The sequence below is a fragment of the Variovorax paradoxus genome (genome assembly GCF_024734665.1).
Lineage (GTDB): Bacteria > Pseudomonadota > Gammaproteobacteria > Burkholderiales > Burkholderiaceae_C > Variovorax.
In genome coordinates this window covers 6771759-6791988 of the sequence record NZ_CP102931.1, presented here as the reverse complement: position 1 = coordinate 6791988, position 20230 = coordinate 6771759, and the positions used below count along the sequence as shown (strand labels likewise).

Sequence of the window (20230 nt, the reverse complement as noted above, 5' to 3'; positions counted from 1 at the left end):
TCAGTGGTCTTCTCCGAGGTAAGCCGTGCGCACTTCGGGGTTCTCGCGAATCTCTTTGGGGTTGCCTGTGGCGATGACCGTGCCGTTCACCATCACCGTGATGCGGTCGGCAATGCGGAACACTGCGTCCATGTCGTGTTCCACCAGCAAGATGGCATGCGTGGCCTTCAGCCGCGCGAGCAGCGTGAGCATGCGGTCGGTTTCCTCCGCGCCCATGCCGGCGAGCGGCTCGTCGAGCAGCAGCACGCGTGGGTTGGTGGCCAGGCACATCGCCACTTCGAGCTGGCGTTGCGCGCCGTGGCTCATGGTGCCGGCGATGCGGCCTGCTTCATGCGCGAGGCCGGCGGCTTCGAGCGCCGCGTCGGCCGATGCGTTGCTGGTGGCGCAGCCTTGCGACGATTGCCAGAACGCCCAGGGCTTCGGCGTGGCGGCCTGCGCGGCGAGGCGGCAGTTCTCGTGCACGCTGAACTCCGGGAAGATGGTCGTGCGCTGGTAGCTGCGGCCCACGCCGTCGCGCGCGCGCTTCGACTGGGCACGGCCGGTGATGTCCACGCCGTCGAGCGCGATGCGACCTTCGGAGGCTTCGATCTCGCCGGAGAGCATGTTGATCAACGTCGACTTGCCCGCGCCATTGGTGCCGATCACCGCATGGACTTCGCCGACGTGCAGGTCGAGCGTGACGGCGTTGACGGCCGTGAGGCCGCCGAAGCGGCGCGTGAGGCCTTCGACGGAAAGCAGTGCGGTCGTCATGCAGCCCCCTTCGGCGAGAGGCGCTGGACAAGGCCGATCAAGCCCTTGGGCAGCAGCGCCACGAACACGATGATCGTCAGCCCCAGCGTCAGCTGCCAGTGGTCGGCCAGCGGGCCCATCACCGCATGCGTCGAGAAGATTTCCTTCAGCAGCGTGAACGCGATGGCGCCAATTACCGCGCCGCGCAGATGGCCGAGGCCGCCGAGGATCACCATCAGCAGCACTTCGCCCGAGTTGTGCCATGCCATCAGCTCCGGGTTGACCACGCCGTCGCGCGAGGCCAGCAGGAAACCCGCGAGCCCGGCCAGCGCACCGGCCAGCACGAAGGCCGCGAGCTTGTAGCCATACACCGCGAACCCGGCCGCGCGCATGCGCTGCTCGTTCACGCGGATGCCCGCCAGCGCCGCGCCGAAGCGCGAGCGGCGAATGAGCGCCAGCAGCCCGTAGGTGAATACCAGCGAGGCCAGCACCACGTAGAACAGCACCGTGCGGTTCTCCATGTCGAGCGCGCCGATGGCGGGGCGCACATACATGTAGATGCCGTCGCTGCCGCCGCCGACCTTGGTGTCGTGGAACACGAAGAAGGCCATCTGCGCGAAGGCCAGCGTCACCATGATGAAGTACACGCCGCGCGTGCGCAGGCTCAGTGCGCCGACGAAGAGGGCGTAGAGCGCGGCCGCGCCCATGGCCAGCGGCAGCAGCAGCGCGAAGTTGCCGCCTTCGCTGCCCGATGCGAGCACAGTGACGTACGCGCCGATGCCGTAGAACGCCGCATGGCCCAGGCTCACGAGGCCCGTCATGCCCACCAGCAGCTCCAGGCTCAGCGCGAAGATCGACAGGATCATCACCTTCACGATGAAGTCCGACGCATAGTTGCCCAGCAACGGGCCAGCAATGCCGATGGCCACTGCGCAGGCTACGGGCAGGAGGAAGGCGCCTTTTTTCATGGCTGTCATGGCCGCCTCCCCATCAGCCCCTCGGGCTTCCATATGAGCACGATGGCCATCAGAAGGTAGATGCCGATGCCGCTCAGGTCCGCGAAGAACACCTTGCCGAAGGTGTCGACGAAGCCCACCAGCAGCGACGCCACCAGCGCCCCCGTGATCGAGCCGATGCCGCCGATCACCACCAGCACGAAGCAGATGATCAGCACGCTCGCGCCCATGTTCGGGTACACCGAGGACATCGGCGCGGCGATCATGCCGGCCAGCGCCGCCAGCGCCACGCCGGCTGCGAACACGATGCGGTAGAGCCGCTTCACGTCGATGCCCAGGCCGCGAACCATGTCGCGGTTGCTCGCGCCGGCGCGGATCATCATGCCCAGCCGCGTGCGGTTGACCACCCAGTACAGCCCCACGGCCAGCACGATGCAGGCGGCCGATGCGAAGAGGCGATACCACGGGTAGCTCATGACGTTGCCCAGCGCGAAGCTGCCGTCGAGCCACGCGGGCACCTTCACGCCGTGCACGTCGTTGCCCACCAGGATGGAGCGCAGCTCCTCGAACACCAGGATCAGGCCGTAGGTCATCAGCACCTGCTGCAGATGGTCGCGCTGGTAGAGGTAGCTGAAGAAGGCCCATTCGAGCAGGTAGCCGAACACCGCGGCAAGCACCACGCCGGCCACCAGCATCAGCAGGAACTGGTCGCCGAAGAGCGGCGCGAGCGCGAACGCCATGTACGCGCCGATCATGTAGAAGCTGCCGTGGGCGAGGTTGATGACGCCCATGATCCCGAAGATCAGCGTCAGCCCCGAGGCCACGAGGAAGAGCAGGAGTCCGTACTGAACCGAGTTCAGGCACTGGACGAGGAAGGTTCCGAAATCCACCGTGTGAGATCCCAGTTGGTTGTGGTTGCCGCAAGGCGGCTCGCGGCCCGTGAACTCAGTCGAGGGCCGCGAGGGAACGAGACAAACGAAGGGCTTGTGGCCCGCTTACATCCTGCAGCCGCGGGCTGGGTCAGCCAGTCCCTTGATGGCCGTGCTCACCAGCTTGTTTTCCTTGCCCTCGACCTTGCGCAGATAGATGTCCTGCACCGGGTTGTGCGACTTGCTCATCGTGAACGTGCCGCGCGGGCTGTCGATCTTCGCCTTCTCGATGGCGGCCGTGAACTCGGCCTTCTTGCCGATGTCGCCCTTGGTGGCGGCAAGGCCCACGCCCAGCATCTGTGCCGCGTCGTAGCCCTGCACGGCGTACACGTCGGGCTGCAGCTTGAAGGCCTTGGCATAGCCGACGCGGAAGGCGTTGTCGCGTGCCGTGTTCAGGCCGTCGGCGTAGTGCAGCGTGGTCAGCATGCCCTGCGCCGAGTCGCCTTGCGCGTCGAGCGTGCCGTCGGTCAGGAAGCCGGGGCCGTACAGCGGAATGGTCTTGTTCAGGCCCGCGGCCTGGTAGTCCTTCACGAACTTCACCGCGCCGCCGCCCGCGAAGAAGGCATACACCGCATCGGGCTTGGCCGCCGCGATCTCGGTCAGCAGCGCCTGGAATTCCACGTTGGGGAAAGGCAGCGTGAGCTGCTTGTCGACCTTGCCGCCGTTCTTCTCGAAGCCTTCCTTGAAGCCGTTGACCGACTCGTCGCCGGCCGCGTACTTCCAGGTGATGGTCATCGCCTTCTTCTTGCCCTGCTGCTTGGCCGCCACCTCGCCCATGGCGAAGGCCGGCTGCCAGTTGCTGAACGAGCTGCGGAAGATGTTGGGCGCGCACATCGGGCCGGTCACTGCGTCGGCGCCGGCGTTTGGCACGATCAGCACGGTGCCGCTTTCCTTCGCGGCCTTGGCCATGGCCATCGCGACGCCCGAGTGCACGGTGCCGACGATCACGTCGACGTTGTCGCGCTTGATGAGCTTGTTGACGTTGTCGGTGGCCTTGGCGGGGTCGGACTCGTCATCGACCTTGAAGTATTCGATCTCGCGGCCGGCGAGCTTGCCGCCTTGCTCGTCAACGTAGAGCTTGAAGCCGTTCTCGATGGCCACGCCCAGGGCGGTGTAGGTGCCGCTGTAGGGCAGCATCAGGCCGACCTTGAGCTTGCCGGTGCCCTGGGCGCCGGCGGCCGAGGCCAGCGCGGCAAAGGCAATGGCCGTGAGGGCCAGTCGGGCGGTGCGGATTGTCATGATGTCTGTCTCCTGTTTTTGGTGATGAAAGAAGTGGCCGCGACGATGACACGATCCGGCTGATCGCGATGCGGGGAATGCCCGCATTCAGGGATTTCGAGCAGCTCGCAACCACTGACGCGCGCGGCGATGTCGCGGATCTGCGCGAGCGTGCCGTACTCGTCGTCGATGCCCTGCACGGCGAGCACGGGGCAGCGGATGGTGTCGAGCTCTGCCTCGATGTTCCAGTCGCGAAAGGGCGGGTGCAGCCAGATGCGGTTCCAGCCCCAGAAGGCGGAGTCGGCACTGTCGTGATAGCGGCCCAGCTTCTTCGGCAGGTCGGTGCCCAGATATGCGGTGCGGGCGATCTCGATGTTCGCGACGGTCTTGTCTTCCACGAAGATGTGCGGAGCGAGCACGACCAGGCCTTCGACCTTTTCGGGAAAGCGCGAGGCGTACAGCAGCGCGATCGAGCCGCCGTCGCTGTGGCCGAAGAGCCAGGGCTTCTGGCCATCGAGCCCCAGCGCGGTGAAGAGGGCGGGCAGCACTTCGTGCGCCTGGCGGTGCATGAAGTCGACGTCCCAGATCTCGTCGTCGGCGCGTGGGGTGGAGCGACCGTAGCCGGGGCGCGAGAAGACCAGGCCTCGCGCGTTGGCGGCTTCGCAGACTTGCGCGGGGAAATCCTTCCACATGGCGACGGAGCCGAGGCCTTCGTGCAGGAACACGATGAGCGGGGCGTCGGTGCGCTCTGGGGCGATCCACTGGCATTCGATGCGCACCGTGCGGCCGCGCCAGTCGATGGTGGCGAACTCGGGCGTGCTCATGCCTGCTTCTCGCGCTCGCGCAGCCGGAAGCGCTGGATCTTGCCGGTCGCCGTCTTGGGCAGCTCGCTCACGAACTCCAGGAAGCGCGGGTATTTATATGGCGCGAGGCGTTCCTTGACGAAGGCCTTCAGCTCTTCCTCGGTTGCCGTGCTGCCGTCCTTCAGCACCACGAAGGCCTTGGTCTTGGTCAGCCCTTCGGCGTCTTCCTTGCCGATGACTGCCGCTTCGAGCACGGCCGGGTGCTGCATCAGCGTGGCCTCGACCTCGAAGGGCGACACGTAGATGCCGCTGACCTTCAGCATGTCGTCGCTGCGCCCGGCGTAGGTGAAGTAGCCGTCGGCGTCGCGCGTGTACTTGTCGCCGCTCTTGGTCCAGCCGCCCTGGAAGGTCTCGCGCGACTTCTCGCGGTTGGCCCAGTACATCAGTGCCGAGCTGGGGCCGCGGATGTAGAGGTCGCCCACTTCGCCGTCGGGCACCGGGCGGCCGTCTTCGCCGCGCAGCTCGACCTCGTAGCCGTCGACCGGCTTGCCGGTGGTGCCGTAGCGGATGTCGCCGAGGCGGTTGGAGATGAAGATGTGCAGCATCTCGGTCGAGCCGATGCCGTCGATGATTTCGCAGCCGAAGTGCGCCTTGAAGCGCTGAGCGATCTCGCCCGGCAAGGCTTCACCGGCTGAAGAGCACATGCGCAGCGCCACTGCTTCGCGCGCAGGCAGCTTGGGCGATGCGAGCATGCCCGCGAAGCCGGTGGGCGCGCCGAAGAACACGGTGGGCTTGTGCTCCACCCAGCGACGGAAGGTGGCGTCGGGAGTTGGCCGCTCGGCCATCAGCACGACGGTGGCGCCCACGGAGAGCGGGAAGGTCAGCGCATTGCCAAGGCCGTATGCAAAGTACATCTTCGCGGCCGAGAAGCACACGTCGTTCTCAGTGAGGTCGAGCACGGGCTTGCCGTAGAGCTCGGCCGTCCACCACAGGTTGGCGTGCGTGTGGACCGTGCCCTTGGGCTTGCCGGTGGAGCCGGAGGAATACAGCCAGAAACCCGGGTCGTCGGAAGCGGTTGTCACGGGCGACGGCAGGGGCTCGACTGCGGCGAGCGCTGCATCGAATTCCTTCGCGCCATCGGGCAGGGCGCCCGTGGGCTGCGACACGAACAGCGTGTGCACTTCATGGCCACCGCGTGCCATCGCCTCCTGCAGCGTGGGCAGCAGCGCGCCCGACACCAGCACCGCCTGCGCGCGGCTGTGATCGAGCATGTAGGCGTAGTCGTCGGGCGTTAGCAGCGTGTTGACTGCCACCGGCACGACGCCGGCATAGAGGCTGCCGAGAAAGCTCACGGGCCAGTCGTTGCCATCGAGCATCAGCAGCAGCACGCGCTCTTCGCGCCGGATGCCGGCTGCCTTCAATGCGGCAGCCAGCCGGCGCGCGCGGTCTTCGAGCTGGCCGTAGCTCAGCGTGCCGCGGTCGTCGATGTAGGCGGTGCGTTCGGCGCGGCCGCGGTTGAGGGCGAACAGGTGCTCGGCGAAGTTGAATCGTGTGGGCAGGGTCATGGTCTTGTCTCCTTCGGCCGTGTTCTTGTTCTAGAGGCCGAGCGCGGCGATGACGCCGGGGCTTGCCTGCACCGCGCTGCGGCGGTGATAGAAATCTAGCGCGCGCAGCCCGCCGAGCTCGGCGCCACCGCCCGCGCGGCCGGGGCCGCCGTGCAGTGACATCGGCATCACGTTGCCGTGGCCGGTGTGGGCCTGCGCCACTTCGGGGGTGATGACGTGCACGCGGCCGTGGCTTGGCGCGACCGATAGCGCGGCTTGCGCGAGCGCAGCGTCATCGCTGCCATATAGAGAGGTGACGAGCGAGCCCTGGCCGCGATGCGCCAGCGCGATGCCGTGCGCGAGGTCGCGGTACGGCAGCAGCGTGGCGACGGGGCCGAACACTTCCACGTCGTGCACGCGCTGCGCCGCATCGGCATCGCGCGCGCCGAGCAGCACGGGGCCGATGCAGGCGGCCACGGCCGGGTCGGCGTCGATCAGCGGCTTGTTGCGGCTGTCATGCAGCACGGTCGTTTGCGCGGCCAGTGCGTCGAGCCCGTCGCGCACCGCGTTCAGCTGCGCGCGGCTCACGAGCGAACCCATGCGCACGTTCTCGTTGCGCGGGTTGCCGACGGTGATGCCCGCGAGCTTGGCGCCGATGGCTTCGGCTGCCGCGTCGTACACCTCCGCCGGCACCAGGATGCGCCGGATGGCCGTGCATTTCTGGCCCGACTTGACCGTCATCTCGCGCACCACTTCACGCACGAGCAGGTTGAAGGCCTCGCTGCCGGGCGCGGCGCCGGGCAGCAGCAGGGCGCTGTTGAGGCTGTCGGCCTCGATGTTCACGCGCACCGAGCGTTCGGCCACGGCGGGGTGCGAGCGGATCACCGCGGCCGTTTCGGCCGAACCGGTGAACGAGGCCACATCGAAGGGCTGCAGCGCATCCATCAAACCGGCTGAGCTACCGCACACGATGGAGAGCGCTCCGGCGGGCAGCACGCCCGCATCGACAACGTCCTTCACCATGCGCTGCGTGAGCCAGGCGGTGGCCGTGGCGGGCTTCACGATCACGGGCACGCCCGACAGCAGCGCGGGTGCGGCCTTTTCCCACAGGCCCCACGAGGGGAAGTTGAAGGCGTTGATGAAAAGCGCCACGCCATGCGTCGGAACCTGCAGGTGCTGAGACTGGAACACCGGCTCCTTGCCGAGCTTGACTGCTTCGCCATCGCGCAGCGCGCGCACGTCGCCGAGCGCATCGCCCCACTTCGCGTACTGGCCGATCGTGAAGATCGCACCGTCGATGTCCACGGCCGAGTCGTTCTTTACCGTGCCGGAGTTGGCGGTGGCGATCTCGTAATAAGCATCGCGATTGGCCTGCAGCACCTTCACGACGGCTGCGAGCAAGGCGGCGCGCTGGCGGTAGGTGAGGGCGCGCAGCGCCTGGCCGCCCTGTTCGCGTGCAAAGGCAAAGGCGGCGGGCAGGTCGAGCCCGGTAGCGTCGACGCGCGCAAGCTCGGTGCCCAGTACCGGGTCGAACAGGGGCGTGCCGGCGCCCGATCCGCTTTGCCAGCGGCCAGCGACGTAGTTGGAAAGGAGTTCGGTCATTGCGTGAACTTGATCTGCCCTTCGGGCAGCAAATAGAGAACGAGCGCGCGGCCTTGGGCCACGGTCGGGCGGTGCGCGGTGCCGGGCCCGTAGACGCACCAGCCCGCGGGCCGTCCGTCGAAGGTGGCGGCGCTGTCGTCGAGCGGCATGATCAGGTCGATCTCGCCGTTCGGATGCGTGTGGTGCGGACCGGCGATGTCCTTCATGTCGACCACGTCGACCGAGAAGCGATGCAGCGCGTCCTCGGCCTTGAAGACGCGGCCGTACCTGATGCCGCCGCCTTCGCGCTCGCAGAGCCAGCCTTCGGCCACGCCGCCGATGCAGGTCTGGCGCAGTTGTTCGAAGCTGGCGCTGCCCGCGCCGTGGGTGGCGTTGAGCCACTGGTCGAGGGCGCCGTCGAGCGGCCTGCCGGCAATCTCGGCGGTCAGGCCGGCGATCAGCTGGTGAAATGCTTCCTTGCCGGTGGCGGGAGTGCTGCTGTCGGACATCGTGGGGCCTCGAACTTTGGAACTACCTTGCAGGATCACTGTGTGTGCAGTATCTTGCGTGTGGCCGAACAATAAGCATCGAGACAATGAGTGTCAAGCAATATAGTGCATCTATGGTGTTTACCCTGAGCGCGCACAATCCCGGCGAAGAACGAGGAATTGCATGAATGAGCATGTAGACGCGGGGCTGGCTGCCGCGCTGGAAAGCGGCAATGGCGGCAGCAACGGTGCCCCGGGCCACGCCGTCGCCGGGGAGGCGAAGAATCCGCTGCTGGTGGCGTTGGGCGACCGCGTGCGCAACCTGCGCGCGCAGCGTGGCCTCACGCGCAAAGCTGTGGCTATTGCGGCCGACGTGTCGGAGCGCCACCTGGCCAACCTCGAATACGGCATCGGCAACGCGTCGATCCTGGTGCTGCAGCAGGTGGCCGGTGCGCTGCACTGCTCGCTGGCCGAACTGGTGGGCGACGTCACGACCAGCTCGCCCGAGTGGCTGCTGATCCGCGAACTGCTCGAGAACCGCAGCGAATCCGACCTGCGCCGCGTGCGCGTGGCGCTTGGCGAGCTGCTGGGCACCGCCTCGGTCGACCCGGCGCGGCACCGGCGCATCGCCCTCGTGGGCCTGCGCGGTGCGGGCAAATCGACGCTGGGACAGATGCTGGCCGAAGACCTGGAGTTGCCCTTCATCGAGCTGAGCCGCGAGATCGAGAAGCTTGCGGGCTGCAGCGTGCGCGAGATTCACGACCTGTACGGCACCAACGCCTACCGCCGCTACGAGCGCCGCGCGCTCGAGGAGGCCGTGCAGATCTACAGCGAGGTGGTCATCGCCACACCCGGCGGCATCGTCTCCGACCCGGCCACCTTCAACGAACTGCTCGCGCACTGCACCACCGTATGGCTGCAGGCCGCGCCCGAGGAGCACATGGGCCGCGTGGCCGCGCAGGGCGACACCCGCCCGATGGCGGCCAGCAAGGAAGCGATGGAAGACCTGCGCCGCATCCTGAACGGCCGCGCCGCCTTTTATTCGAAGGCCGACCTGTCGGTGGACACCAGCGGCAAGACGCTGTCGCAGAGCTTCCAGGCCCTGCGCTCCGTTGCCCGCCAGTCCATGGGCCTGGTCTAGGCACCTGAAATCTGAAAAAAAGCGCTACAGGCATTGACTTGCCTTGTCACATGCAGCATGATGCATGTCATCGGAGCAAGAAAGTGCATTATCTTTCCTGTTCACGGTTTCCGAACACTGCCCCACAGGAGACTTCCGCATGACCGACACCACCACGCTCCAGGCGCCCCCGCGCGTCGACTACCGCACCGAACCCGGCCAGTACCGCCACTGGTCGCTGAGCTTCGACGGCGCCATCGCGCGCCTCGTGCTCGACATTGCGGAAGACGGCGGCATCCGCCCCGGCTACAAGCTCAAGCTCAACAGCTACGACCTGGGCGTGGACATCGAGCTGAACGATGCGCTCAACCGCGTGCGCTTCGAGCACCCCGAAGTGCGCAGCGTGATTGTCACCAGCGGCAAGGACCGCATCTTCTGCTCGGGCGCCAACATCTTCATGCTCGGCGTCTCGGGCCATGCCTGGAAGGTGAACTTCTGCAAGTTCACCAACGAGACGCGCAACGGCATCGAAGACTCCTCGAAGCACTCGGGCCTGAAGTTCCTCGCGGCCGTGAACGGCGCCTGCGCCGGCGGCGGCTACGAACTGGCACTGGCCTGCGACGAAATTCTGCTGGTGGACGACCGCTCCTCCGCCGTCTCGCTGCCCGAAGTGCCGCTGCTCGGCGTGCTGCCCGGCACCGGCGGCCTGACCCGCGTGACCGACAAGCGCCACGTGCGCCATGACCTCGCCGACATCTTCTGCACCAGCGTCGAAGGCGTGCGCGGCCAGCGCGCGGTCGACTGGCGCCTGGTCGATGCGGTGGCCAAGCCCGCGCAGTTCGCCGCTGCCGTGCAAGACCGTGCTTCGCAGCTCGCAGCAGGCAGCGACCGCCCGGCCGGCGGCAAGGGCGTAGCCCTGACCCGCCTCGAGCGCTCCGACAGCGCAGACGGCATCGCCTACTCGCACGTCAACGTGCAGATCGACCGCAGCAAGCGCACCGCCACGATCACCGTCAAGGCGCCGACCGGCACGCAGCCGGCCGACGTGGCCGCCATCGAAGCCGCGGGCGCTGCCTGGTGGCCGCTCGCTGTGTGCCGCGAACTCGACGACGCGATCCTCAACCTGCGCACCAACGAACTCGACATCGGCACCTGGCTGCTCAAGACCGAAGGCGATGCAGCCGCCGTGCTCGCATCCGACGCCGTGATGCTCGCCAATAAAGACCACTGGCTGGTGCGCGAAACCATCGGCGCGCTGCGCCGCACGCTGGCACGCCTCGATGTTTCTTCGCGCAGCCTGTTCGCGCTGATCGAAGCGGGCTCGTGCTTCGCCGGCACGCTGGCCGAACTGGCCTTCGCGGCCGACCGCACCTACATGCTCGCGCTGCCCGACGACGCAGGCCGTGCGCCCAAGCTCACGCTGAACGAGTTCAACTTCGGCTTCTTCCCGATGGTGAACGACCAGAGCCGCCTGCAGCGCCGCTTCTATGAAGAGGCCGCGCCGCTCGAAGCCGCGCGCGCCGCCGCCGGCAAGCCGCTCGATGCCGACGAAGCACTGAAGCTCGGCCTCGTCACCGCCGCGCCCGACGACATCGACTGGGACGACGAGATCCGCATCGTCATCGAGGAGCGCGCCGCTATGTCGCCCGACGCGCTCACCGGCCTCGAAGCCAACCTGCGCTTTGCGAGCAAGGAAAACATGGCCACCCGCATCTTCGGCCGGCTTACCGCCTGGCAGAACTGGATCTTCAACCGCCCCAACGCCGTTGGCGAGAAGGGTGCGCTCAAGGTCTACGGCACCGGCGAAAAGGCCGGCTTCGACATGAACCGCGTTTGAGCTGACAGTCCGTACAACCCAAGGAACAACGATGAGCACGATCAACTACAGCGAGAAGATCCCCAACAACGTCAACCTCGGCGAAGACCGCACGCTGCAGCGCGCGCTCGAAGGCTGGCAGCCCAACTTCATCAACTGGTGGGACGACGTGGGCCCCGAGGGCTCTACCAACCACGAGGTGTACCTGCGCACGGCCGTGAGCGTCGACCCGCAGGGCTGGGCCCAGTTCGGCCACGTGAAGATGCGCGACTACCGCTGGGGCATCTTCCTGAACCCGGGCGACGCCAACCGCGAAGTTCACTTCGGCGACCACAAGGGCGAGAAGGCCTGGCAGGACGTGCCCGGCGAACACCGCGCCAACCTGCGCCGCATCATCGTGACGCAGGGCGACACCGAGCCCGCTTCGGTCGAGCAGCAGCGCCACCTGGGCCTCACGGCGCCAAGCATGTACGACCTGCGCAACCTGTTCCAGATCAACGTGGAAGAAGGCCGCCACCTGTGGGCGATGGTCTACCTGCTGCACAAGCACTTCGGCCGCGACGGGCGCGAGGAAGCCGAAGCGCTGCTGCAGCGCACTTCGGGCGACGAGAACAACCCACGCATCCTGGGCGCCTTCAACGAACGCACGCCCGACTGGCTCGCGTTCTTCATGTTCACGTACTTCACCGACCGCGATGGCAAGTTCCAGCTTTCGGCGCTGGCCGAAAGCGCGTTCGATCCGCTCGCGCGCACCACGAAGTTCATGCTGACCGAAGAAGCGCACCACATGTTCGTGGGCGAAAGCGGCGTGTCGCGCGTCATCGCACGCACCGCGCAGGTCATGAACGAGCTGAAGACCGACGATGCGCAGAAGGTGCGCGCCGCGGGCTGTATCGACCTGGGCACCATCCAGCGCTACCTGAACTTCCACTACAGCGTGACCATCGATCTGTTCGGCGCCGACCAGTCGAGCAACGCCGCCATCTTCTACAGCTCGGGCCTGAAAGGCCGCTACGAAGAAGGCAAGCGCACGGACGACCACATCCTCAAGGGCCAGACCTACAAGGTGCTGGAAGTGAAGGAAGGCCAGCTCGTGGAGAAAGACGTGCCGATGCTCAACGCGTTGAATGAAGTGCTGCGCGACGACTTCATCAAGGACTCGGTGGCCGGCGTGGGCCGCTGGAACAAGGTGCTGGAAAAGGCCGGCATTCCGACCCGCCTGGTGGTGCCGCACAAGGCATTCAACCGCCAGATCGGCGCGCTCGCCGGCATCAAGATGTCGCCGGAAGGCCGCGTGGTGAATGAGGTCGAATGGGCCGCCAAGCGCGACGAATGGCTGCCGAGCGCCGAAGACTTCGCTTTCGTGGCATCGTTGATGGGCCGTGTGGTGGAGCCGGGCAAGTTCGCAGGCTGGATTTCGCCGCCGGTGATGGGCATCAATCGCCAGCCGGTGGACTTCGAATACGTGCGTTTCGGCTGATTGGTATTACTCCCTCTCCCCTCGGGGAGAGGGCAGGGGTGAGGGTAGGCGGCGTCCCCACGACAAGCCGCTGCCCCCTCACCCTGACCCTCTCCCCAAGGGGCGAGGGAAAGGAGAAAAAGACATGGACATGGCCGTTGAAGCCGGAGTCATCAAGCAGCACCTGATCGACCCCGAGATCTGCATCCGCTGCAACACTTGCGAGGCCACCTGCCCCGTCAACGCGATCACGCACGACGACAACAACTACGTCGTGCGTGCCGACGTCTGCAACGGCTGCATGGCCTGCATCTCGCCGTGCCCGACGGGCTCGATCGACAACTGGCGCACCATGCCGCTGGTGCGTGCGTACACGATCGAGGAACAGCTCACCTGGGAATCGCTGCCTGCCGAGCTCTCGCCTGAAGAGCTGGAAGCGGCCGGCGTGTCTGCCGAAGCCGCTGGCGATGCCGCCGCGCCTGAGCAAACCCAGGCGCAAGCCCAGGCCGCGGTCGAATCCGTCGAGCCGGCCTTCAACTCCGCGCAGTACGGCGCAACCGTGCCGCCCTGGTCGGCCGCGCACGCCTATACCAATCTCTTTCCGCCGAAGACGCCGACCACCGCCACCGTGGTCGGCAACTTCAACTGCACCGAGGCCGGCTTCGACAGCGAGACGCACCACATCGTGCTGGACTTCGGCGTGTTGCCGTTTCCGGTGCTCGAAGGCCAGTCGATCGGCATCGTGCCGCCGGGCGTTGACGCCATCGGCAAGCGCCACCATGCGCGCCAGTATTCGGTGGCCAGCCCGCGCAACGGCGAGCGGCCCGGCTACAACAACGTGTCGCTCACCGTGAAGCGCGTGACCGAAGACCACGAAGGCGAGCCGGTGCGCGGCGTGTGCTCCAACTACGTGTGCGACCTGAAGGTGGGTGACACGGTGCAGGTGGTGGGGCCCTTCGGCGCGTCGTTCCTGATGCCGAACCACCCCAGGTCGCACATCGTGATGATCTGCACAGGCACCGGCAGCGCACCGATGCGCGCCATGACCGAATGGCGCCGCCGGCTGCGCAAGAGCGGCAAGTTCGAGGGCGGCAAGCTGATGCTGTTCTTCGGCGCTCGCACGCAGCAGGAGCTGCCGTACTTCGGCCCGCTGCAGTCGCTGCCCAAGGACTTCATCGACATCAACCTCGCGTTCTCGCGCACGCCGGGGCAACCCAAGCGCTACGTGCAGGACCTGATGCGCGAACGCGCCGCCGACCTGGCCGCACTGCTGAAAGACGGCAGCAGCCATTTCTACGTGTGCGGCCTCAAGAGCATGGAAGAGGGCGTGGTGCTCGCACTGCGCGACGTGGCGAAGGAAGCGGGGCTCGACTGGGACACTGTGGGCGCTGCCCTGAAACGCGAAGGCCGCCTGCACCTCGAAACGTACTAAGCTGCGGCGGATGAAGTTCGCCGACTTCCATGCGGGCCAGGTCATCGAGGCCGGGCCCTACGTGCTTGCCGAAGCCGAGCTCCTGCAGTTCGCGCGGGCCTACGACCCCCAGTGGTTTCACACCGATGCCGACGCGGCTGCCGACAGCCCCTTCGGCGGGCTGATAGCGAGCGGCTGGCACACGTGCTCCATCGCGATGCGGTTGGTGGTCGGTGCAGCGCTCGCCGGCTCCGAGTCTTTTGCATCGCCGGGGCTCGAGCATGTGCGCTGGCCCAACCCCGTGCGGCCCGGTGATGCACTGCGGCTGGTGGCAGATGTGATCGAGGTGCGCCGCTCCGAGAAACGCCCCACGCTCGGCATCCTGCGCTGGCGCTGGCGGCTCTTCAACCAGCGCGAGTTGGTGGTGCTAGACGCGGAAGTCACCAGCCTGTTCAAGCTCAAGCTGGCCGACTGAGGCTTCATCAATAAGAAAGCCCGCAACGCGGGCGCTGCGGGCTTTCTTCGGCTTGGCCGCCGGGGTTACTGCTGCTTGATGTCGACAGCGCCCGAGCCTTGGGCCTTGGCGCGAGCCTTCGCGCCGGCGTTTGCCGGCTTCACGGTACCGGCGGTCGAGCCCACGGCGCCGGTCGCGCCATTCAGCGTGCTGCCAGCGGTGTTCGCCACGCCGCCCACCGCATTCGTGGCGCCGCCGACAGCGCCCGTGGCACCACCCAGCACGCCGCCGACGGCATTGCCAACGCCGCCTGTCGAGTTGCCGGCCGCGTCGGTGGCGGTAGTGCCGGCATTCGTGCGTGCACCTGCGGCCGCACCGGTGCGTGCACCGGCGCCTGCTGCAGCGCCGCCCTGTGGGGAGCCGGTGCCGGCGGCGCCCGAAGTGTTCACGTCTGCATTGACTCCCACGCCGACCCCGACGCCTTGCGCCTGGGCTGCGCCGCCGACGGCCAGGAGGCCTGCGAGCAGGGCGCCGAGGAAGATGCGGTTGTGTTGCTGTTGCTTCATGGGTGACTTTCCTTTCGTAGCATGGTCACGATTTCAAGGACCGACCGAGGTTCGATCGATTCGGGTGCAACCATGGCCGGGCCGCTATCTGTCGCCATGTGCGCGACAGTCGCCCACACGTGTGGGAATCGGCTGTCGGCGAAATCAGAGGCTCGTACGTTAGGCCTCGGCCCGCATCAAGGCAGCAGATGCGTGCTGAAGAACGCTGTTGTCTTGCGGTTCACGTCCGGTAACACGCCGGTGCGGTCGAAGCCGGGCGGGTCGTTGAGCATGTCGCCGATCAGCCCGGTGAGGCCCGGCGGCAGTGGCGACAGCAGCGAACCGTGCCCGGCGGTGGGCATGTCGGCGATCAGTTCGCAGCGCGGCAGGCAGGCCGCGAGCACCCGGTCGCTGTGAAAGCGCGGAACCAGCCAGCGGTCTTGCCGGGCGGTGATCAGCCCCAGCGGCACGCGCGGGTTGGCCAGCGAGGCCATGTCGAAATCGGCTGATGAAGGCACGGCCGCCGCGATGGCGGCGATGCGCGGGTCGGTGTGCTCGCGCGGGGTGGCGTCGTCGAAGCGATGGCGGATGACCCACAGCGCGGCCCATTTCTTGATGCCGTCGAAAGGCCCGCCCGTCAGCCGCGTGATCAGGCCGACACAGGACTGGAAGTCGTCCACCAGGTTCGCCTCGCAATGCTGCCTGAACTCGGCCGGCGACCAGCGTCCGCCCGCGAGGCTCAACGCCGTGTGACCGCCCGCCGACATGCCGTACATGCCGACCTTGTCGAGCTGCAGCAGCGGCGCGAAGCGCGGGTCGCGCGCCACCGCGTCGATGGCGCGCGACACCTCGACCGGGCGCATCGCCCAGCTGTCGGGGCCGGGGTTGCTGTCGTCCTTGTAGTTGTCGGCCTTGTGCTCGGGCATGGCGACGATGAAGCCGGCCTCGACCAGGCTGCGCGCCAAGTCCACGTGCACCCACGGCGCGCCGCCGGAACCGTGCGAGACGACGACCAGCCGGCCATTGCCGCGCACCGGCGCGCCCTGCGCCGCCACGTCGAGCGTGAAGCGGGCGCGCCGGATCGGCTGGGCAGCATCGGCGGACGGGTAGAACACCGTGACCGGGCCGTCATCGGCCGTGGCGGCAAGCTCCGCCATGCCCATCGAGGCTTGCGCCCATCCGGACCACAGGACCAGCAGGAAGATGAAATGGAAACGTCGTCGCATCGAACTCCTTGTCATCGGAGGCCCATGCCCCCGGCGACCCGGACGATGCCGCTGCGCGCCGGCAACGTCTTGCCGAAAGCCGCAAACGCGGTTTTCGGCAAGAGATTTCAGGATTCGGCCAGCTTCTGCTTGCGGAATTCGGTGGGCGTGAGGCCGGTGGCGGCCTTGAACGCGCGGTTGAATGGGCCGATGGACTGGAAGCCCGCGGTCAAGGCGATGGTCAGCACCGGCAGCTCGCGCTTCGAGGAGTCGGCTAGCGCCGCCTTCGCCTCGGCCAGCCGGAAGCCGTTGACGAAGGCGTTGAAATTGCGGTGGCCCAGCCGCTGGTTGATGAGGCGGCGCAGTCTGTACTCGGGTACGAACAGCCGTGCGGCGAGGGCAGCGATGCTCAGGTCTTCGCTGCGATAGGCGTGATCGACGGCCATGGCGTATTGCAAGGACTCGGCGAGGCGGTCTTCGGCGGGGTCGGGGGCCGGAGGTTCGACGGGGGGCGGTTCGACCGTGGGGATCGGCGCATCCGGAACCACCGCGACCGGAAAGAGCTCCGATCCGGCCAGCCGCACCATCCGCCAAGCCACCACCGCCACGATCAGCAGCAGCATCGCCACATCAGCCGTCGCCGACAGGCTCGACAGCTGCCCGTGCGGCGAGGCCAGCCGGACGACCAGCATCCCGACGCTGTAGCCGACGCCCGTCACCACGATGAACACGCGCAGCCGGCGCCGCCCCTCCACCAGGTCCGCCCGCCACTGCGAAGCCGCCGCCATCGCGGCCAGCACCGCGAACACCAGCGGCACGGCGCGCTGAACGCCCATCGTCATCGGCGCGAGCACCGAGGCGCTGCCCGCCACCACCGCGCAGTTGAGCGCGGCCACTGCGGCCACCACGAGCCACGCGGCGACGTGCATGGGCCGCGGCCTGAAGTCATCGTTGAACAGTGCCTGCACGAACACCCAGAACAGCACTGCATTGCCGACCGCCACGGCGACGAATGGCGACTGCCACACGCGCGGCACCAGTGCCTCGAAAGCCGGCGCGGAGCCGATGACCTGGATACACAGGCCCAGCGTCAGCAGCACGCCGGCGCGCGCGACCGGCAGGCGAGGGCGGTCGCGGCCGAGGACCAGCGCGAGCACGAGCAGCAAGGCCAGCAGCACGCCGCGCAGGGCGGCGTCGAGCAGGGTTGTCGGGGTGGGCGTCATGGTGGGATTGGTGCGGCCGGCCCGATTCTCACCTCAGTGTCGTGACGACCGACGGGCGTTCCGGCCCCGCAAGACCCTTCGGCACGCCACGACAAACATATGCAACTCATAATGTTGCATGAAACGAGACAGCAAGCTTTCAGCCGTTCTCCACGTGCTCCTGCATATGGCCGAGATGAACGACCCCGTCACTTCCGAGTCGCTCGCGGCCGCGATGCATACCAACCCGGTCGTCGTGCGCCGCCTCATGGCCGGCCTGCGGCAGGCGGGGTTCGTCAGTTCGGCCAAGGGCCATGGCGGCGGCTGGGTGCTGTCGTGCTCGCTGGCGGCGGTGACCCTGGGCGACATCCACAACGCCGTCGGCGCGCCCGCGCTGCTGGCTATGGGCAACCGCACCGAGAGCCCGGGCTGCATCGTCGAACAGGCCGTGAATGCGGCGCTCGACGGCGCGTGCGACGAGGCCGAGGCGCTGCTGCTCAAGCGTTTCAACAGCATCACGCTGGCCGATCTTTCCAGGGACTTCCACCGCCGCATGACGGGCGGCGGCTTCACATCGAAGGACATTGAGCATGCGCTATGACGCTCTGATCGTGGGCGGCAGTTTTGCCGGCCTTTCCGCTGCCATGCAGCTGGCTCGCGCGCGAAGGAACGTGTGCGTCGTCGACGCGGGCGCGCCGCGCAACCGCTTCGCCGCGGCGTCGCACGGCTTCTTCGGGCAGGACGGCGTGCCGCCCTTGAAGATGATTGCCGACGCGCGCGACAAGCTGCTTGCGTATCCGTCCGTCAAGTTCGTCAGCGCCAGTGCGGTGGCCGCGAACGCCGAGGGCGCGCAGGGGTTCACGATGTCCCTGGACAACGGCGAGCAGATTCAGACCCGCAAGCTGCTCCTGGCCTACGGCATTCAGGACGGCCTGCCCGACATCGCCGGCATCAGCGAGCGCTGGGGCAAGAGCGTGTTGCACTGCCCCTATTGCCACGGCTACGAGTTCAGTGGGCGTCCATTGGGCGTGCTGTTCCACAGCGGACACCCACCGGACCATTCGCTGCTGATCAACGAGTGGGGCCCGACCACGATCTTCCTGAATGGCGGCGAGGGGCCCGATGCCGAGACGCGCGCGAGGCTGCAGTCGCGCGGCGTGGTGATCGAACCGGGGCGCATCGTGGGTCTGGAAGGCGCGGCGCCTCAGCTTGCCGGCGTGCGCATCGACGACGGCAGGCTCGTGCCGATCGAGGCGCTGTACGTGGTGCCGCACACGCGTCCGTCCAGCCCGCTGGCCGAACAACTCGGCTGCGCCTTCGACGACGGCCCCTTCGGCCCGGTGCTGCGCGTCGACGGCATGAAGATGACGACGGCGCCAGACGTCTACGCGGCGGGCGACCTCTCTATGAAATTCACCAATGCCACGCTGGCCTCGGCGGACGGCCTGATGGCCGGCGTGTCGCTGCATCGGTCGCTGGTGTTCGACGCTTGAACGAACTTTTTTCCCGGATCCGGGAAAAGTAGCTCAAGATCACCCTATAATCTGAGGCTTCACGCGGGAATAGCTCAGTTGGTAGAGCGCAACCTTGCCAAGGTTGAGGTCGAGAGTTCGAGACTCTTTTCCCGCTCCACATTGCAGAAAAAGGCCACCTCATCGGGTGGCCTTTTTTCGTTGGGCGACTGCCCTGCCTGCTCAGCGGTCCGAGTGCTTCAGCAGGTAGCTGTTCGAGATCGCCTTGAACGACAGCCCGCCGTCCAGCCGCTTGAACACCACCCCCTCGCGCGAGGTGCCCGGGTTCAGCGACGGCCCTTCGGCATACGCCAGCACCTCGGCCATCGATCCGCCAAAGCGGTCGAGCGTGCTCACTTCGAGCAGCGGCACGGTGCGCACCCCCGCTCCCAACACGCGCAGCGCGTCGACGATGGCGTTGCGCTCATCCATCCCGCAGTGGCTGCCGCGGTCGATGTCGAACACATCGAAAACGTGGAACTGCTGACCGCGCAGCTTCTCCGGGTTGCCCTGGATGCCCTCGCCGATGATCTCGCCCTGCAGCGCTACATTGCGGCCCAGCGTCGCGAGCGCTTCCAGTAGGCGGTTTTCCCGCGCCACGCGCCACAGGCTGTTGCCCGGGGTTTCACGCAGTTGCCAGTTGCGCCCGCACACGCCGAGTGCTCCCGCGTTGTGGAACGCGGTCATGCTCGATCCGTCGAGCTTGACCGTGACCTCGAACGCAAGCCCGTCGTTCGCCGCGAGCACCTCCGGCAGGTTCTGGATGCGCTCCTGGTCGGTCTTGGCAATGAAGGACGGGAATGGGCCCTCCACCTCGCCCGACAGGCAGGCCGGGATTACCGGCTCCCATTTGCCGATGCCGAACAGCTCGGCCCAATCGCGCTGGCGCAGTGCCGGATCGGCCAGCGCGAGCGCGTCGATTTCCGCGAACTGCGACAGCGGCAGGATCAGCCCTTGCGAGATCTGGCCGCGCAGCTTCATCGTGCGAAGCCGCACGCCGCGCTGTTCGTTCCAGGTGATCGCGGCCTTCTCCAGGAAGGCGAAGCGTGGATCGTCGAGCGGCAGGAACGCGTCGATCTCGTAGAAGACGCAGCGGTCGCCGACGGCGAACTCCCCCTTCTTGATGACGACGGTCCAGCCTTCGACGATGGCGCATTCGATGGCATCGGCCCCGGGGATGGGGCGGATGGCGTCGACGGTGCGGACGGTGACGAGTTTGCGCATGGTTGTTTTCTCCCTGTGGTTGATGGTGACGCAAA

At 67.1% G+C, this 20230-nt stretch carries 19 protein-coding genes and 1 tRNA gene; 8 read left to right on the top strand and 12 right to left on the bottom strand.

All coding sequences use genetic code 11. The annotated features are described in order from the left end of the window. From NWF24_RS31740 to NWF24_RS31705, 8 genes are all read right to left on the bottom strand, one after another. Nucleotides 1-750 carry an ABC transporter ATP-binding protein gene (locus NWF24_RS31740; RefSeq protein ID WP_258351993.1) on the bottom strand — a complete coding sequence of 250 codons (750 nt, stop codon included), beginning with the start codon at nt 748-750 and terminating at the stop codon, nt 1-3. Beyond that, entirely contained in the window at nt 747-1706 is a 960-nt protein-coding gene (locus NWF24_RS31735; protein ID WP_258351992.1) for a branched-chain amino acid ABC transporter permease, read from the bottom strand. Before NWF24_RS31735 ends, NWF24_RS31740 begins: the two co-directional genes overlap by 4 nt. Beyond that, nucleotides 1703-2575: a branched-chain amino acid ABC transporter permease gene (locus NWF24_RS31730; RefSeq protein WP_093057064.1), complete on the bottom strand. Its 873-nt coding sequence runs from the start codon at nt 2573-2575 to the stop codon at nt 1703-1705. The genes NWF24_RS31735 and NWF24_RS31730 overlap by 4 nt, the downstream gene beginning before the upstream one ends. 105 nt (nt 2576-2680) lie before the next feature. After that, nucleotides 2681-3853, bottom strand: a complete 1173-nt coding sequence (locus NWF24_RS31725; protein ID WP_258351991.1) for an ABC transporter substrate-binding protein — start codon at nt 3851-3853, stop codon at nt 2681-2683. After that, on the bottom strand, nt 3850-4656 hold the full coding sequence (locus NWF24_RS31720; RefSeq protein ID WP_258351990.1) for an alpha/beta fold hydrolase: 807 nt from the start codon (nt 4654-4656) through the stop codon (nt 3850-3852). Before NWF24_RS31720 ends, NWF24_RS31725 begins: the two co-directional genes overlap by 4 nt. After that, the gene (locus NWF24_RS31715; protein WP_258351989.1) at nt 4653-6200 is read right to left on the bottom strand and encodes a benzoate-CoA ligase family protein; all 1548 of its coding nucleotides are present in this window, start codon (nt 6198-6200) and stop codon (nt 4653-4655) included. Before NWF24_RS31715 ends, NWF24_RS31720 begins: the two co-directional genes overlap by 4 nt. Nucleotides 6201-6230: 30 nt before the next feature. Then, a complete protein-coding gene (locus tag NWF24_RS31710) occupies nt 6231-7781 on the bottom strand; it encodes a 3,4-dehydroadipyl-CoA semialdehyde dehydrogenase (RefSeq protein ID WP_258351988.1) in 1551 nt (516 codons plus the stop codon). Further along, complete coding sequence (locus NWF24_RS31705; protein WP_258351987.1) at nt 7778-8269, bottom strand: DUF4863 family protein; 492 nt, start codon at nt 8267-8269, stop codon at nt 7778-7780. Before NWF24_RS31705 ends, NWF24_RS31710 begins: the two co-directional genes overlap by 4 nt. A gap of 163 nt (nt 8270-8432) precedes the next feature. Here NWF24_RS31705 and NWF24_RS31700 point away from each other — a divergent pair, with 163 nt between their 5' ends. From NWF24_RS31700 to NWF24_RS31680, 5 genes are all read left to right on the top strand, one after another. After that, entirely contained in the window at nt 8433-9389 is a 957-nt protein-coding gene (locus NWF24_RS31700; protein WP_258351986.1) for a helix-turn-helix transcriptional regulator, read from the top strand. A gap of 139 nt (nt 9390-9528) precedes the next feature. After that, the gene (gene boxC, locus NWF24_RS31695) at nt 9529-11205 is read left to right on the top strand and encodes a 2,3-epoxybenzoyl-CoA dihydrolase (RefSeq protein ID WP_258351985.1); all 1677 of its coding nucleotides are present in this window, start codon (nt 9529-9531) and stop codon (nt 11203-11205) included. Between the two features lie 31 nt (nt 11206-11236). Further along, nucleotides 11237-12664 carry a benzoyl-CoA 2,3-epoxidase subunit BoxB gene (gene boxB / locus NWF24_RS31690; protein ID WP_093174765.1) on the top strand — a complete coding sequence of 476 codons (1428 nt, stop codon included), beginning with the start codon at nt 11237-11239 and terminating at the stop codon, nt 12662-12664. 124 nt (nt 12665-12788) lie between these two features. Then, nucleotides 12789-14075, top strand: a complete 1287-nt coding sequence (gene boxA / locus NWF24_RS31685; RefSeq protein WP_258351984.1) for a benzoyl-CoA 2,3-epoxidase subunit BoxA — start codon at nt 12789-12791, stop codon at nt 14073-14075. A gap of 10 nt (nt 14076-14085) precedes the next feature. After that, nucleotides 14086-14529 carry a MaoC family dehydratase gene (locus tag NWF24_RS31680; protein WP_093174767.1) on the top strand — a complete coding sequence of 148 codons (444 nt, stop codon included), beginning with the start codon at nt 14086-14088 and terminating at the stop codon, nt 14527-14529. Between the two features lie 65 nt (nt 14530-14594). On the opposite strand, the gene NWF24_RS31675 is transcribed toward NWF24_RS31680, so the two are convergent. The 3 genes from NWF24_RS31675 to NWF24_RS31665 all read right to left on the bottom strand — a co-directional run bounded on the left by NWF24_RS31675 (nt 14595) and on the right by NWF24_RS31665 (nt 17481). After that, nucleotides 14595-15074, bottom strand: a complete 480-nt coding sequence (locus NWF24_RS31675; RefSeq protein WP_093057054.1) for an adhesin — start codon at nt 15072-15074, stop codon at nt 14595-14597. 176 nt (nt 15075-15250) lie between these two features. After that, a complete protein-coding gene (locus tag NWF24_RS31670; protein WP_258351983.1) occupies nt 15251-16279 on the bottom strand; it encodes an alpha/beta hydrolase family protein in 1029 nt (342 codons plus the stop codon). 107 nt (nt 16280-16386) lie between these two features. Continuing rightward, nucleotides 16387-17481, bottom strand: a complete 1095-nt coding sequence (locus NWF24_RS31665) for a helix-turn-helix domain-containing protein (protein ID WP_258351982.1) — start codon at nt 17479-17481, stop codon at nt 16387-16389. A 118-nt stretch (nt 17482-17599) separates the two neighbouring features. Between NWF24_RS31665 and NWF24_RS31660 the strand changes: the two genes are divergently transcribed. From NWF24_RS31660 to NWF24_RS31650, 3 genes are all read left to right on the top strand, one after another. Then, nucleotides 17600-18061 (top strand): RrF2 family transcriptional regulator, encoded by a 462-nt coding sequence (locus NWF24_RS31660; RefSeq protein WP_258351981.1) that lies wholly within the window; start codon nt 17600-17602, stop codon nt 18059-18061. Next, nucleotides 18051-18953: an NAD(P)/FAD-dependent oxidoreductase gene (locus NWF24_RS31655; RefSeq protein WP_258351980.1), complete on the top strand. Its 903-nt coding sequence runs from the start codon at nt 18051-18053 to the stop codon at nt 18951-18953. Before NWF24_RS31660 ends, NWF24_RS31655 begins: the two co-directional genes overlap by 11 nt. A gap of 63 nt (nt 18954-19016) precedes the next feature. Continuing rightward, nucleotides 19017-19092 (top strand) — tRNA-Gly (locus NWF24_RS31650). A gap of 62 nt (nt 19093-19154) precedes the next feature. Here NWF24_RS31650 and NWF24_RS31645 read toward each other — a convergent pair. After that, nucleotides 19155-20195: an RNA ligase (ATP) gene (locus NWF24_RS31645; RefSeq protein WP_258351979.1), complete on the bottom strand. Its 1041-nt coding sequence runs from the start codon at nt 20193-20195 to the stop codon at nt 19155-19157. Between the last annotated feature and the right edge of the window lie 35 nt (nt 20196-20230).

Coding starts and splice junctions, on each gene's coding strand:
- NWF24_RS31740 (WP_258351993.1), bottom strand. CDS start 750: ATGACGACCGCACTGCTTTCCGTCGAAGGCCTCACGCGCCGCTTCGGC.
- NWF24_RS31735 (WP_258351992.1), bottom strand. CDS start 1,706: ATGACAGCCATGAAAAAAGGCGCCTTCCTCCTGCCCGTAGCCTGCGCA.
- NWF24_RS31725 (WP_258351991.1), bottom strand. CDS start 3,853: ATGACAATCCGCACCGCCCGACTGGCCCTCACGGCCATTGCCTTTGCC.
- NWF24_RS31720 (WP_258351990.1), bottom strand. CDS start 4,656: ATGAGCACGCCCGAGTTCGCCACCATCGACTGGCGCGGCCGCACGGTG.
- NWF24_RS31715 (WP_258351989.1), bottom strand. CDS start 6,200: ATGACCCTGCCCACACGATTCAACTTCGCCGAGCACCTGTTCGCCCTC.
- NWF24_RS31710 (WP_258351988.1), bottom strand. CDS start 7,781: ATGACCGAACTCCTTTCCAACTACGTCGCTGGCCGCTGGCAAAGCGGA.
- NWF24_RS31705 (WP_258351987.1), bottom strand. CDS start 8,269: ATGTCCGACAGCAGCACTCCCGCCACCGGCAAGGAAGCATTTCACCAG.
- NWF24_RS31700 (WP_258351986.1), top strand. CDS start 8,433: ATGAATGAGCATGTAGACGCGGGGCTGGCTGCCGCGCTGGAAAGCGGC.
- boxC (WP_258351985.1), top strand. CDS start 9,529: ATGACCGACACCACCACGCTCCAGGCGCCCCCGCGCGTCGACTACCGC.
- boxB (WP_093174765.1), top strand. CDS start 11,237: ATGAGCACGATCAACTACAGCGAGAAGATCCCCAACAACGTCAACCTC.
- boxA (WP_258351984.1), top strand. CDS start 12,789: ATGGACATGGCCGTTGAAGCCGGAGTCATCAAGCAGCACCTGATCGAC.
- NWF24_RS31680 (WP_093174767.1), top strand. CDS start 14,086: ATGAAGTTCGCCGACTTCCATGCGGGCCAGGTCATCGAGGCCGGGCCC.
- NWF24_RS31675 (WP_093057054.1), bottom strand. CDS start 15,074: ATGAAGCAACAGCAACACAACCGCATCTTCCTCGGCGCCCTGCTCGCA.
- NWF24_RS31670 (WP_258351983.1), bottom strand. CDS start 16,279: ATGCGACGACGTTTCCATTTCATCTTCCTGCTGGTCCTGTGGTCCGGA.
- NWF24_RS31665 (WP_258351982.1), bottom strand. CDS start 17,481: ATGACGCCCACCCCGACAACCCTGCTCGACGCCGCCCTGCGCGGCGTG.
- NWF24_RS31660 (WP_258351981.1), top strand. CDS start 17,600: ATGAAACGAGACAGCAAGCTTTCAGCCGTTCTCCACGTGCTCCTGCAT.
- NWF24_RS31655 (WP_258351980.1), top strand. CDS start 18,051: ATGCGCTATGACGCTCTGATCGTGGGCGGCAGTTTTGCCGGCCTTTCC.
- NWF24_RS31645 (WP_258351979.1), bottom strand. CDS start 20,195: ATGCGCAAACTCGTCACCGTCCGCACCGTCGACGCCATCCGCCCCATC.